Source organism: Providencia sp. PROV175 (assembly GCF_032707045.1).
Lineage (GTDB): Bacteria > Pseudomonadota > Gammaproteobacteria > Enterobacterales > Enterobacteriaceae > Providencia > Providencia hangzhouensis.
The window spans coordinates 3947075-3961132 of record NZ_CP120533.1 but is presented as its reverse complement, the minus strand read 5'-3'; the positions used below and the strand labels follow the sequence as shown (position 1 = coordinate 3961132).

Sequence of the window (14058 nt, the reverse complement as noted above, 5' to 3'; positions counted from 1 at the left end):
AAAATTTAGCTTTGTTTGCTGTATTTTAAATGAAATTTATTTTTCTTGATTTTTTCAAGGAATATTGAATACTGGAGTTAATTAAATTAAAAATAAACATTATTGAAATTTATGATTGGAAAGTTTATTTCTATTTTACAGCACCAGCAAAAGAGGTTGAAATATGTATGATTATTGTCTTACCTCCAAATTAGCGCAAGAAATTGTTGATAGAACCATGAAAATTATTGATTGCAATATTAATGTTATGGATGAAACTGGATGCATTATAGGAAGTGGAGATAGTAATAGATTAGGAGAATTTCATGAAGGCGCTTTGCTTGCAATAAAGCAAAAGCGAACGGTTGTTATTGATGACGCCACTGCAAATCATTTACATGGGGTTAAACCAGGTGTTAATTTACCTCTTTATTTGAATAGTAAAATTATAGGTGTAATAGGATTAACAGGAGAACCAACCCAAATTAAACAATTTGGGGAGTTGGTTTCAATGACAGCCGTAATGATGCTAGAGCAGGCAGAGATTTATAACCATTTGAATTTAAACGATCGTTTTAAAGAAGAAATTATTCTAACTTATATCGAAAATGGAACAATTCCCGATAATATAACTGAATGGTCTAAAAAGCTTAATATTAATTTTTCTATTCCACGAGTTGCTATAATTATTGAATTAGATAGTGGCCAATTAGGTGTGAATAGTGCATTTAGTGAATTGCAAGAAATTAAAAAGCTAATTGAATATAAGAATCCTGATAACTTAGTCGCTATTCAATCTTTGACGGAAATTGTTTGTTTAACTCCTGCGCTAAATAAGTTCAATCGATGGGATATTGATAATGCAAAAAAGAAAATTATAAAATTAGAATCAGACATTCAGAAGTTATTTAAATTACAAGTGAAAATATCATTAGGTAATTTTTTTTTAGAGCCAGCAGAGGAATCGATTAAAAAATCATATGAGACGGCTAAAATTACCATGCAAGTAGGGAAAGCTAAGAAACCCCAGTTAAAAATTTACTGTTACCAAGATATTATGCTACCGGTTTTATTATACGGTTTAAATTTTAAATGGTCTTCAGAAGAACTATTAAAACCATTGAATACATTATTACATGAAGATTCTAATGGTGTGCTAATTAAAACATTAACAGTCTGGTTTAAAAATAATTTATTATCTCGTGAAACAGCTAACGAGTTGTTTATTCATAGAAATACATTAGATTATCGTTTAAAAAGGATATCTGAGATAACAAAATTAGATCTATTAACGATTGAAAGTAAGGTATTGTTGTATGTTGCTTTACAGCTGAAGAACTAATTCAATAACACTATTGAGGAGCAGTTCTCATAGAGTAATCGAAGAAATGTCATCCTTGTTGGGAATCGCCTCAAACTCTGATGCCACGAAGTGGCAGTAAAATTTCTACTTCTTATCTTATATTTTGACTAGTTAGAGACTATCTGCCGACCCACCGATGCTTAGAGCATGATATGGCTTCTTGCCTACTCACATGTACCATCTCAATGAATACCCTATCAAGAAAATAAAGACGTATTGACATCAAACTAAGCTAGCATAGATTGTTCTTAATCTGATTGAGATCAATCTATTTTATATTTGACTCAATAATATCTACTTTCATCATATTTTAGTTCCTTTGTTCTTGAGTAGTACATTAAGTTTTTAGCTACCTACAAATGCGAAAATAAGTATGTCGATAATGTTAAAGATAAAGATGAATTATGTTTTACTTGATTAGTGTTTTTACTTAAATGTAGGGTCTCTATATTTAATTTCACTATTATGTCAGTGATGTAATTATCGATAACAATTTAAGATATCATACTTACTCATTGTGAGTTTTCTAATAAATTATTTTATCTAACTTATCTTAATTAAATGGGTTAATTTCATTATGAAATAATTCAATTGTTATTGAAAATATTTTTTTGAAATTTTCAGGTCTTAAGATAAGGTTTTTGTATTTATAAATTAATTAAAAATTACCTTTAATTACCTTTTGAAATATTTTGTAATGCCAAGGTTTTTCTCGATCATGCCTTTTTTTAAATTTTCACTTAATTGTTTCTATTTTTATTTTAATTTAAAAAAATGTTTTATGATATTGTTCTTTTTTCGCTGATTTCTATATTTTTATGTATGTTAATTGTTGGATATATATTTGATATTGCTACCATTATTTTTATTTTTTAATTTTCAAGATAAATGTAACAATTAATGAATTAAGAAATATTATGAAATTATTTAATTCTTTTTTTTGGGATATTTCTGATTAATTATCCACCGATAAAAATTTCGTTTTAATAATTTAGGCTTGTTTTAATGTTAGCGTTATTTTCTGAACCATTTTTTTTCACTAACAAGAACCCGTTTTATGAGTATAAAAAACTTTATTAATATTGAATGGGTTTATTTTGTGGTTTTTTATTAAGAAAAAATCAATTTAATTAGGTATGCATCACTTGTTTATCCTGTAATGGTGTATTCAAAATAGAGTATATTGTGGATATTATATATATATCACTAACTTACAGTGAAGGTTGTTAATTAATTGCTGGATTTGACATGATTAAAATGAGATATAATAATGGCAACGCATTGATGCATTGTTTAATTGTCTTATTTATTAATGGAGTTTGATAAATAGGAATGGTTATTAGTGTCAATCTTTAATGTTTACTAACCGAATATATTTTAAGAAAAAAATTAAAATAATCAGATTAATAATAACTTGTTATTTTAATTTGTATTGTCTTTTTATCTAATGGAAATGTATAAAATGAAATTAAATAAACTTGCTTTAGTATTAGGTTTAGGTCTGGCAGTGGTTGCTGGTTCTGCTTCTGCAAACCAAGGTGGCGGCCAAGTCACTTTTAAAGGTTCAATCATTGATGCTCCTTGCTCAATTCCACCAGGTTCTCAAGCATTTGAAGTACCAATGGGTGCTATCGCAACATCTGCATTAAACGGTGGCGGTAAAAGTATTGCTCGCGATTTCAACATCCAATTAGAGCAGTGTGATATCACGACTCTGAAAACTGTTCAAACTACATTTACTGGTATTCCAAGTACTTCGGTAACTGATGGTTTAGCTATTGCTGGTACTGCGAAAAACGCGGGTATCGTGATCACTGATTACAACGGAACTAAAATTGCTTTAGGTGCTAAATCACCATCTCAAACTTTATTAACTGGTGCGAACACATTGCGTTTCCAAGCTTATTTGCAAGGCGATGATGATGCAGCAAACAAACCAGCTGTACCAGGTGAATTTGATGCAATTGCAACATTTGCTCTGAGCTACCAGTAATTGGTATAGCCCGTACAAGGATGTATGGGCACTAATTTTAATGCGTTGAAATTGGTTATTAAGTTGAAATGGAGTCGCTATGAATCACTTTGGCATCATTGTCATGGTGCTTTCAGGAATGATATTTGCCCCGATAGTTAGTGCGCAAAATCAAAATTCTCGGGCACAAAGTCAGTTCAAAGGAACTGTCACTATGGGTGGTTCAATTATTGAGAGCCCTTGTGCAATTGATGCAGATAGCCGAGATCAATCAGTTAACATAACAACTGTACCGGTTAGCCAGATAATTAACGATAGAGAAAGCCCTGCAAGTAATTTCTCTATACGCCTTATCAATTGTGTTCTAACACCGGTAACTCCTGGAACTCCTAATTGGCAAACTTTCAATATTACATTTGATGGCCCGACAGATGGCCGCAGCTTCGATGTTTTCGGGCATGCAAACGGATTGTCAGTAAAAATTTCTGACACAGCTGGAAATGTTGCAATACCTGGTAAGGCAATGCCGGATTTACCCATCAGAGCAGGGGAGACAACTCTGCACTATAAGGTGCAGGTAGTACCTAATAATAAACGCTTAAAACCAGGAAATTATCAGACAACTATCCGTTTTAAAATGGATTATTACTGAGTTATTACTAAGGGACTATTATGGCTCTGCAATTAAAAAGTAAAAATAAAGTATTTAATAACTCAGTAAGTTATTTTTTAACGCCTGTTGCTACCATGGTGTTTCTTGCTATTGCTCATATAAATTTAGCTAATGCAAATAATGATAGTATTGAGTTTAATACAGATGTTTTAGATCTTCAGGATAAAAAAAATATTTCCTTAAACGAGTTCTCTCGTGCGGGCTATGTAATGCCAGGGAAATATCCATTTAAAATTAATTTAAATAATCGCGACTTAGCTGACATTTTTGATATTGAATATATCGAGGATCCTAATGATCCAAGTATGACGGAGCCTTGTTTAACGCCAGATGTTGTTGAACATATTGCTTTGCGCGATGAATGGAAGAAAAAGGTTGAGTTTGCTAAAAATGGCCAATGTTTAATTCCAGAAACGATCCCTGGAATGACAGTAAGCGGTTCTTTAGCCAAAGAAACAGTCACAATTACTGTACCTCAGGCTTATATCGAATTTACTTCTGATAACTGGGATCCGCCATCTCGTTGGGATGAAGGTGTACCCGCCCTAATTTTTGACTATAACTTGAATGCTAACTTAACAAGGCCTGCGGATTCAGCCAATACCCAGTCAGTTACTGGTAACGGTACAACTGGCTTTAACCTTGGTGCGTGGCGTTTTAGGGCAGATTGGCAAGCAAGTTATAATCGCACTAATGGGCAATCGACCGACCGTAAATGGGATTGGAGCCAATATTATGCCTATAGAGCAGTAAAAGAGCTAAATGCAAAGCTCACGATGGGTGAGCAATTTTTACGTTCAGGACTATTTGACTCATTCCGTTATATGGGGGCCAGCCTGATCTCTGACGAAAGAATGCTACCACCAAACCTACGTGGCTATGCACCGGAGGTGACTGGCGTTGCAAGAACCAATGCAAAAGTGATCGTGACTCAGCAAGGACGTGTTATTTATGAAACACAAGTTGCTCCGGGGCCTTTCCGTATTCAAGATTTAAGTGATGCGGTTAGCGGTAAATTAGATGTACGCGTCGAAGAGCAGGATGGCTCGGTACAAGAATTCCAAATGAATACCGCCTCCATTCCTTATTTAACTCGTCCAGGCTCAGTTCTGTTTAAGATTGCAGGTGGCCGACCGAATAATATGGAACATGAAACAGAAGGGCAAGGGTTTGTTACGGGGGAATTTAGCTGGGGGGTCTCCAACGGTTGGTCATTATTCGGCGGTGCAATAGCAGCAGGTGACTATAACGCGTTATCACTCGGTGTTGGTCGAGATTTACTCGCCTTTGGTGCAATTTCATTCGATGTCACCGAGTCACGCGCGAAACTGAAAACAGATAACAAAATCTATACGGGGGCATCGTATCGCTTAAGTTATTCAAAACGTTTTGAAGACTATGATAGCCAAGTCACTTTCGCAGGATACCGATTCTCTGAACGTGACTTTATGAGTATGAACCAGTACCTCGATCGTCGTTATAGAGGTGTGGAATTCGATAATAGTAAAGAGCTGTATACGATTACATTTAATAAGTATTTCACGAATGCAGACCTAACCGCGTATCTGAACTATAACCACGAAACCTATTGGAATAAGCCAGCGGCAAAACGTTATAACGTTTCTATTGCGAAATATTTCAATATCGGTCGTTTTAAAAATATCAATTTAAGTTTAACGGCATTCCGCAACAAATTTGATAATAGAAATAATGACGATGGGCTATACATGAACCTCTCTTTGCCATGGGCAGATAGAGCATCAATTAGCTACAACAATATGGTGACAAGAGATGGTAACTCACACACTGTCAGTTATTTTGATTCCATTGATGATAAGACGAACTATCGTGTGGGTACTGGGGTGAGTAACCGAGGCCGTGGAACTATTGATGGTTTCTATACACGTTACGCTGATTTAGCAACACTTACTGCAAGTACCAGCTATATCAATGGCGATACTACCTCAGCTGCATTTTCTTTACAAGGTGGTGCAACAGTCACAGGGCATGGTGCTGCATTGCACCGCATTAATACCCCAGGTGGTAGCCGTGTGATGGTGGGTACTGAAGGTGTGAAAAATGTGCCTATTCAAGGTTTCGGGCCGACCACGGAAACCAATATTTTTGGTAAAGCGGTAGTTGCTGATATCAGTGATTATTACCGTACTAATACACATATTGATGTGACTCAATTGCCTGACAATGTGGAAGCTATTCGGACATCTCAGCCAATTACGCTGACCGAAGGGGCGGTTGCTTATCGTGAGTTTGAAGTGTTATCGGGTATTAAAACTATGGTGAGATTGGCATTGGCCGATGGAAGTTATCCGCCATTTGGCGCCACAGTGAGAAATGAAAAAAATAGAGAGCTCGGTATCGTGACTGATAATGGCTCTGTGTATATCTCTGGTGTCAATCCAAATGAAGTTTTAGATGTGCATTGGGATGGAAGCACGCAGTGCAAAATTCAGGTTCCAGAAAATATTACCACGGCTGAATTTAACTCACTGTTATTACCGTGTACAAGCAGCCCCAGTGTTGAACCTGGGTATATGCCAGCAAAAGCCGTTCCTGTTGGGCAGCCAGCACCAGTTTACAAGCCTGCACCGATTAAACAGGGCGTAGCACCCAGTCAGCGTTGGTTATTAAAACCACCGGATATTGCTTACAGCACAGATTATACAGAGTAACCCAAGTTGCTTGATTTTATAAATAGTTGGTACTTATGAATATTAAAAAAATTGCATTTTTTACTACAACAATCACGTTATCTGCGGTGCTATGCGGGCAGGCTCTGGCTGCTATTGCACTTGATAGAACACGCGTTATTTATAATGGGACTGAAAAAACCATTAGCTTGAATATTAAGAATGAAAACACAGAATTACCTTATCTTGCGCAGGGTTGGATTGAAGACGCTAATGGTAACAAAATTGAAAGCCCACTCACGGTTTTACCACCAGTTCAACGTGTAGAACCAGGTGAAGGTAGCCAGGTTAAAATTCAATCTCTTCCTGATATCGCTACATTACCTCAAGACAGAGAAAGTGTTTATTACTTTAACTTACGTGAGATTCCACCACGTAGTAAAGAAGCTAACGTTTTACAGATTGCATTACAGACGCGTATTAAATTGTTTTATCGACCAAAAGCGTTATACGCCACTCGTACGGATTTAGAAAATCCATGGCAGGAAAAAATTACGTTAACGCGTAAAGGAGATGCCTACGAAATCACAAATCCAACTGCTTACTTTGTCACGATTGTGGATGCAAGTTCAAGAGTGGGAGGAGATACGGTGAAGCAATTTGAGCCTGTGATGATCTCACCAAAAAGTAACGGAATGCTTAAGGGTAGTGCAAGTGCGATGGGGGCAAAACCCGTTCTAACTTATATCAATGATTATGGTGGAAGGCCTAAATTGACGTTTGGTTGCGCCGGTACAACTTGCAAAGTTGAATCTTCGATGGACAGATAACGGAGAATAATGTATGAAAAGGACTCTCCAGTTCAGCACTATCTTATTTGGCTTAGTTCCAGTATTTACCTTTGGAATAAGTAGCTGGGATATTGATGGATTACACGGAACATTGACAGTAAATGGCATGATGACCGAGGCACCTTGTACGATGGATGTGACCAATTCAAAGCGCCAAGAAGTGTCTCTAGGGGAGATCCCTTCTTATTCACTCCGTAAACCTGGTGATAGAGCTGAGCCAGTGTCATTCGAATTAGAATTTAGGCACTGCATTCGTACGGAAAGTCGAATGAAAGACACTCGAACGGGTCGTGCACTTTGGGATGCAATGCAACCGGTGATAACGGTTTCTTTTGTTGCCGTATCGGATCAACATTTTCCAGAAATGTTAAGTGTAAAAGGTGTCTCTGGCGTGGCGTTAGAAGTGACGGATGCACAACGAGAAGATATCAGGTTAGGAAGTCGTGGTCGTCCACAATTTCTCGATGCACCGCAAGGCACACTTCAATATTTTGTAACGCCAGTGAGAACTCCCGAAAAACTGACGGAAGGAAGTTTCAGCGCCGTAATGGACTTTAAGGTGGATTATGAGTGATTTAAATAAGCAGCGGTACCTGCTGGCATCATGTCTCGCTGGAATATTTTTTACATCGGTTTCCTATGCAGGATTACCCGATTCGCGTATTAGCCCATCAGGAAGTACAAGGGCGACAATTACGCCAGGTATGATAACCGTACCGATTAAAGGGGTTGTTTTGGCTCCACCGCCTTGCAAAATTAATGGTGGAAATATAATCAAAGTTAATTTTGATGAGATCATGAGTACCCGAATTGACGGTAACGCCTATTCGAAGCCCATAAATTACAATATTAATTGTGAAAAAAGGCCAACATCACAAATGAAAATGACGTTGATTGGTATTCCTGCATCTTTTGATAGTGGGGCAATTGAAACAGATCTTCCGGGTTTAGGGATTGCTTTTCGTTATAACGGAAGCAAGCTTCGATTGAACCAAGAGGTCAAGTTTGTGTACCCAAATGCGCCTCAATTTGAAGCCATACCTGTTCGTGATTTATCCACAACATTAACAAAGGGTGGGGTTTTTCATGCGGGCGTCACTATCAAACTTGATTATCAGTGAGGGGAAAATAATGAAAAAAATAATGAAAAGACTTCCTCTGATAATGAGTTTGTTAGTTATACCTGTTAGCGCTGCGATGGCAAACGATGTGGAATTTACTGGAACCTTGTTACTTCCACCGCCTTGCACTGTTTTTGAAGATAAAGTTCACGTCATCGAATACAAAGACATTGGTTTACATAAGGTTGATGGCGTTAACTTTGCGAAACCGATTAATTACGCATTGAAGTGTGAAGAAAACTTAAAAGGTTGGGACTTAATGCTAACTATCAAAGGGACAGCAACAGATTTTGATAAGTCGGCACTGGAAACTAATGTTCGAGATCTTGGCATGCGTATTACCCAAAATGGCCTCGGTTTTGAAATTAATAAACCGTTAAAGATTAGCTATGGGCAACCACCTGTTTTAGAGGTTGTTCCTGTAAAGAGATTGGGAGTTACGTTGCCTGAAGGAGGCTTTGCCGCAACAGGGACATTGCTAGCGGAGTATCAATAATGAACAAACTAATTCAATGTGCAGTAGCTAGTGCCTTACTTATCAACGTTAGCACTGCTTTCGCTGTGCCTGATAATTTAAGGATTATCGGTAATTTAGTGGAGGAACCCTGCACTATTTTACCGGGTGATGAAAACATCCTGATGGAATTTTTTGATACACCAGAAAAAACTTTTACGCCTATGGTGAAACTCCGCCTAAAGAGTTTGCGATTAAACTGGCCGACTGTGACACAACGATAGGCAAATTTGTGGAAGTGACGTTTTCAGGAACACCTAATCTCGCACTTCCTGGTTTTATTGCATTATCAACAGGTAGTGTTGCATCTGGTTTCGCAGTGGGGTTACAAAACTCAGATAAAACACCACTGGCTATTGACCAGAAAGGCTCGAAGTTAACGTTACAAGATGGTGCTAACCAATTGAGGTTCTATGCCTATTTAAAAGGTGAACCAGATGCTATTGCAAATAAGACAATAAAAGTAGGGCCTTACAGTGCTGTAGCAACATTTAAATTAGATTATGAATAATAAGGCTGTGACTAATATGAAAGTATTTTTATCGCTATTAATTGGTGCAGTCATGTTTTCATCTACTGCATCAGCCTCTGTTTTTTCCTATATCACTGAATCAAAGCCCGGTAATAACCCAAATAATGGGGATGCAAACTATAAGTACGTCATTGCTCGCTGGGATCCTGAATTGCCAACTACGCGTAATCCTTGCTTTAGGTGGTCGAAATGCTATCTCACCATAAGCCATAAGCATACAGCTGCTGGAACACCAGGGGCGGCAACCGTCGAGTTGGCCGAAATTTCTAGGTATGAATACATGCGTGACGTTCAGAATATACCCGGTGTTTTGGCAAAGGCGACAGCTCCAGCAACACAGTGGGCTGTTCATACTGGGGTTAGGCTACAGAATAATCAGGAATGTGTGGGGCTGTTTTACCAAGATCGTACTGGGGTTACGAGTAACGGTGGGTTAATTCCCGGCTCATTATGTGGTATTGCGCCTCCACCGATTGGGGCTTGTAAGATTAACAATACGATCCCTGATATCAACTTTGGTTCGATTAGCGAAGCTGAACTTGCTGGTCAATCAAAACAAGTAAACATTAGTGTGACCTGTAACTTAGCGATGGATGTGCTAGTGATTGCCACAGGTGTTAACGTGACAAATGGTCGTGTTAATTTACGACCGGATAACAGTTTATACGCGAATTTGTATCTAGGTGGAAACGATACGCCAGGAGAAGCTGGTTACAGAATTCATGTGCCTGCTGGTGGAACAAATTCGGTAACCATGAAAGCTGTATTAGGTACTAATGGCCGAGTTCAAGCCGGTCAGTTTGAAGGTGCCGCAGCCCTTATTTTAACTGTGCCTTAATAAATGGTGAAAATATGTATTCAGAAAATGGCAGTGAAAAAATCCATTATATGGTAGGTCAGAGGATCTTAGAAAAGCGTAGAGAACTGGGGTATACAGGGTTTCAGTTAGCTCAGTTATTAGGTGTTAGTCAACAACAGATTTCACGCTATGAAAGAGGCAAAATCAAGATTGATTTGTTTCACTTGTTTAAACTGGCATTTTTGATGGGAACACCAATTGATTGGTTCCTTGAAGATATCAGCTCTCAGCTCAGTGAAAATGGGCGGCTGGATGATACGCAATAATAAGTCTTTAACTGGTTGTTAATGATAAATAGGTTGAGATGACGATTTTATGTCGCCTAACTGTAATAAAAGTCGCTAAGCAAACACGTACAGTAGAAAACTCAACCTATTTATTTTTGAATTAAGTGTCGTAACAAACTGCCAACCCTTTCTTTTATAGCGTTCTCCTCGTTTTGTATCTCTCTCTTGCCTTTTGACACTTTAAAACTCATAGATTCAAAAAATTAAATTGATGTTTTTGTGCGTTGTAACAACTTTTCAGCGAATGCAAATGCAAACTAATATCATTTGCGCTTATTTGCGTGTAATATACGCTACATTGTGGATCACCAAATTTTATCATCAGTACTTTTATCGATGGACGGAGGAAATTAGATGTTTGCAAAATCATTAGTTTCGGGTATTGCTTTGTTATCAGCATTAGTATTAGCGGGTTGTGATAACGCGAAAGACTCTACAGAAACAGCTCAAGTCGCAGAAAAACAAACTATCACAATAGAACATGCCCAAGGCAAAACTGAAATTCCTCGTCACCCTCAAAAAGTCATTGTGATGAACATGGAAACACTGGACATCATGGATGCACTCGGAGCCCCAGTTGCCGGTGTTCCTCAAACCAATGTTCACTTCCCTGAATTCTTAACAAAATATAGCGGCTCTGAATACGTCAATGGCGGGACATTATTTGAACCTGCTTATGAAACATTAAGTAATGCTAAACCTGACCTGATTTTAGGTGGAAGCCGTGCCCGTGATGCCTATGACAAACTCAGTGGTGTTGCTCCAACTATTTCATTAGACATAGATAACAAAAACTTCATTGGTAGTTTAACTGAGCGTACTAATGAGCTTGGCGCATTGTTTGGTAAAGAAGAGCAAGCCAAAAAACTCATTACTGACTTCAATGCAAAAATTGAAGGTATCAAAGCTAAAGCGCCTACTGCGGGCAAAGCAATGGTGATCTTAGTCAGCGGCGGTAAAATCTCCGCATATGGCCCAGGCTCACGTTTTGGCTTTATTTTTGATGTGTTAGGTTTCGAACCAGCTTATGTGTTTGAAGAAAACACTGGTCGCCACGGTAATATCGTTAATGCAGAATTACTGGTGAAATTAAACCCAGACTGGTTATTTGTTATCGACCGTGACAGCGCAATTGGCAAAACGGATGCACAGCCTGCTGCGGAAGTATTAGATAACGCATTAGTGAGAAAAACAGCAGCATGGGAAAAAGGCCAAATTACTTACCTTGACCCAACTGCCGTGTATATTGCGGGTGGGATCCAAACTTATTCCCAGTTAATGGACGATATCAATACAGCATTAGAGAAGAGCCAAGCAAAATAACCGATGAAAACGCTTTATCTTTTTTGTGGAATTATCGCGTTATTGGTTTTAGCGGTATTAAGCTTGTTTATTGGAGCGGGTGACGTGTCACCCGTTTCGCTTTTCACCGACCCAGAGATGCAAGACATCTTTTTTATTAGCCGAATTCCCCGAACTGTCTCTTTGATTTTAGCTGGTAGCGCGATGAGCGTTGCAGGCCTAATCATGCAATTATTAACGCAAAACCGTTTTGTGGAGCCTTCTCTTGCAGGAACAACCCAGTCAGCTAGCTTAGGCTTACTTGTGGTAATGATATTATTCCCTGCGGCAAGCATTATGACCAAAATGGTGGTTGCCAGTGGTTTTGCACTTCTTGGCACCATGCTGTTTATGATGCTATTGCGTCGCGTAATTTTAAAATCGGCACTGATCGTCCCTTTGGTTGGGATTATGTTAGGTGCAGTGATTAGCGCATTGACCATCTTTACCGCTTATTATTTCGACTTGTTGCAATCTCTTGGTGCATGGATGAGTGGTGACTTTTCTAGCATCATTCAAGGTCGATATGAACTGTTGTGGTTAGTTGGAATATTAACATTAATTGCTTGCTGGATTGCAGATAGCTTTACGGTTGCCGGTATGGGACGTGAGTTTTCAATTAATGTTGGCCTAAATTATCGTAAAGTAATGACTATCGGTTTATCAATCATCGCCTTAATCAGTGGCGTGGTGGTTGTGGTGGTTGGGGCTTTACCTTTCCTAGGCTTAATTATTCCAAATTTGGTGAGCTTAGTGATGGGCGATAACATACGTAAAACCATTCCATGGATTTGTCTTGCTGGTGGTGGCTTAGTTTTACTCTGTGACATTATTGGGCGCTTAATTCGCTATCCATTTGAAATCCCTGCAAGTGTGATTTTAGGTGTTGTTGGCGCGGTGATTTTCTTATATTTATTGTTGAAGCAACAACGTTATGCAAAAAGTTAATTCATCAATAGCGTTACCGAAAAAAGGGGTAACGCCGTTGCAAAGAATAGGGATACTACTGGCATTATCATTGTTATCCATTGTTCTTTATATGACGGTCAATTTGGGCAATAACCTTGCTTACATTTTGCCGCACCGAGGCTATATTGTTCTCACCATGATTGTGGTGGCTTTCGCCTCAGGGGTTTCAACAGTTCTCTTTCAAACGATTGCTAATAATAAGATATTGACCCCATCTATCATGGGATTAGAAGCATTATTTATATTATTACAAACCATTTTTGTCTTCTATACCGATAGCTTTCCATCCTCTTGGTTATTGAATATTGGTAAGTTTTTATTAGAGTCCACACTACTCGTGCTGTTCTCCGTACTACTTTATCGCTGGTTATTTGTGTCAGTTAAAATGAATATCAACCTAGTATTGATGGTGGGTATTATTCTTGGCACATTATTTCGCAGTGTAGCGACATTACTACAGCGCTTAATGGACCCCAATGAGTTTTCTATTTTACAAAGCCGGATGTTTGCTACCTTCACAAAGGGAACACCTGAGCTAATTCTATTCACATTAATGATTACGGCAGTCGTCGGTGTCCTATTGTGGCGCATGCGTTATTGTTTTGACGTTATCGCGTTAGGGCAAGCCAATGCGGTGAATCTAGGAATTAATTATCGCCAGCAAGTCACTGTCATTTTGTTGCTTATCTCAATATTAGTTGCAGTTTCTACAGCATTAGTTGGGCCTTTAACATTCTTAGGCTTGATGGTCGCGAATTTAGCTTATTTAGTGGCTGGCAGTAGCCAACACCGCTATTTGCTACCCGTTTCCTTTCTACTTGGTGTCATTGCGTTGATTGGTGGGCAGTTGATTCTAGAATATGGCTTAAATATGGCTGGGACATTATCAGTTGTTATCGAGTTTGTCGGCGGTATTTTCTTTATTTATATGGTGTTAAGAAGGTTTTAG

15 protein-coding genes are annotated in these 14058 nt (G+C 38.3%); all 15 read left to right on the top strand.

What is annotated here, in order from left to right; translation table 11 throughout:
* Positions 1–163: 163 nt before the first annotated feature.
* The 15 genes from P3L44_RS18075 to P3L44_RS18005 all read left to right on the top strand — a co-directional run bounded on the left by P3L44_RS18075 (position 164) and on the right by P3L44_RS18005 (position 14058).
* Positions 164–1321, top strand: a complete 1158-nt coding sequence (locus P3L44_RS18075) for a sugar diacid recognition domain-containing protein (protein WP_110591140.1) — start codon at positions 164–166, stop codon at positions 1319–1321.
* Positions 1322–2804: 1483 nt separating this feature from the next.
* Complete coding sequence (locus P3L44_RS18070; RefSeq protein WP_272662471.1) at positions 2805–3335, top strand: fimbrial protein; 531 nt, start codon at positions 2805–2807, stop codon at positions 3333–3335.
* A 79-nt stretch (positions 3336–3414) separates the two neighbouring features.
* A complete protein-coding gene (locus tag P3L44_RS18065) occupies positions 3415–3966 on the top strand; it encodes a fimbrial protein (RefSeq protein ID WP_272662473.1) in 552 nt (183 codons plus the stop codon).
* 20 nt (positions 3967–3986) lie between these two features.
* The gene (locus P3L44_RS18060) at positions 3987–6677 is read left to right on the top strand and encodes an outer membrane usher protein (protein ID WP_272662475.1); all 2691 of its coding nucleotides are present in this window, start codon (positions 3987–3989) and stop codon (positions 6675–6677) included.
* A gap of 35 nt (positions 6678–6712) precedes the next feature.
* On the top strand, positions 6713–7465 hold the full coding sequence (locus P3L44_RS18055; RefSeq protein WP_272662477.1) for a fimbria/pilus periplasmic chaperone: 753 nt from the start codon (positions 6713–6715) through the stop codon (positions 7463–7465).
* Positions 7466–7478: 13 nt separating this feature from the next.
* Entirely contained in the window at positions 7479–8060 is a 582-nt protein-coding gene (locus P3L44_RS18050; RefSeq protein ID WP_140171759.1) for a fimbrial protein, read from the top strand.
* Positions 8053–8607 (top strand): fimbrial protein, encoded by a 555-nt coding sequence (locus P3L44_RS18045; RefSeq protein WP_272662479.1) that lies wholly within the window; start codon positions 8053–8055, stop codon positions 8605–8607. Before P3L44_RS18050 ends, P3L44_RS18045 begins: the two co-directional genes overlap by 8 nt.
* A 10-nt stretch (positions 8608–8617) precedes the next feature.
* Positions 8618–9103: a fimbrial protein gene (locus tag P3L44_RS18040; protein WP_036958061.1), complete on the top strand. Its 486-nt coding sequence runs from the start codon at positions 8618–8620 to the stop codon at positions 9101–9103.
* Positions 9103–9345, top strand: coding sequence for a hypothetical protein (locus P3L44_RS18035; RefSeq protein WP_272662481.1), 243 nt, complete (start codon positions 9103–9105; stop codon positions 9343–9345). The genes P3L44_RS18040 and P3L44_RS18035 overlap by 1 nt, the downstream gene beginning before the upstream one ends.
* On the top strand, positions 9315–9632 hold the full coding sequence (locus tag P3L44_RS18030) for a fimbrial protein (RefSeq protein WP_316928283.1): 318 nt from the start codon (positions 9315–9317) through the stop codon (positions 9630–9632). The genes P3L44_RS18035 and P3L44_RS18030 overlap by 31 nt, the downstream gene beginning before the upstream one ends.
* Before the next feature lie 16 nt (positions 9633–9648).
* Complete coding sequence (locus P3L44_RS18025; protein ID WP_004259287.1) at positions 9649–10491, top strand: fimbrial protein; 843 nt, start codon at positions 9649–9651, stop codon at positions 10489–10491.
* Between the two features lie 14 nt (positions 10492–10505).
* Positions 10506–10778, top strand: coding sequence for a helix-turn-helix domain-containing protein (locus P3L44_RS18020; RefSeq protein ID WP_004259284.1), 273 nt, complete (start codon positions 10506–10508; stop codon positions 10776–10778).
* A 375-nt stretch (positions 10779–11153) separates the two neighbouring features.
* Positions 11154–12122, top strand: a complete 969-nt coding sequence (locus tag P3L44_RS18015; RefSeq protein WP_125890592.1) for a siderophore ABC transporter substrate-binding protein — start codon at positions 11154–11156, stop codon at positions 12120–12122.
* A 3-nt stretch (positions 12123–12125) separates the two neighbouring features.
* Positions 12126–13088, top strand: coding sequence for an ABC transporter permease (locus tag P3L44_RS18010; protein ID WP_125890591.1), 963 nt, complete (start codon positions 12126–12128; stop codon positions 13086–13088).
* The gene (locus P3L44_RS18005) at positions 13075–14058 is read left to right on the top strand and encodes an iron chelate uptake ABC transporter family permease subunit (protein ID WP_272662483.1); all 984 of its coding nucleotides are present in this window, start codon (positions 13075–13077) and stop codon (positions 14056–14058) included. Before P3L44_RS18010 ends, P3L44_RS18005 begins: the two co-directional genes overlap by 14 nt.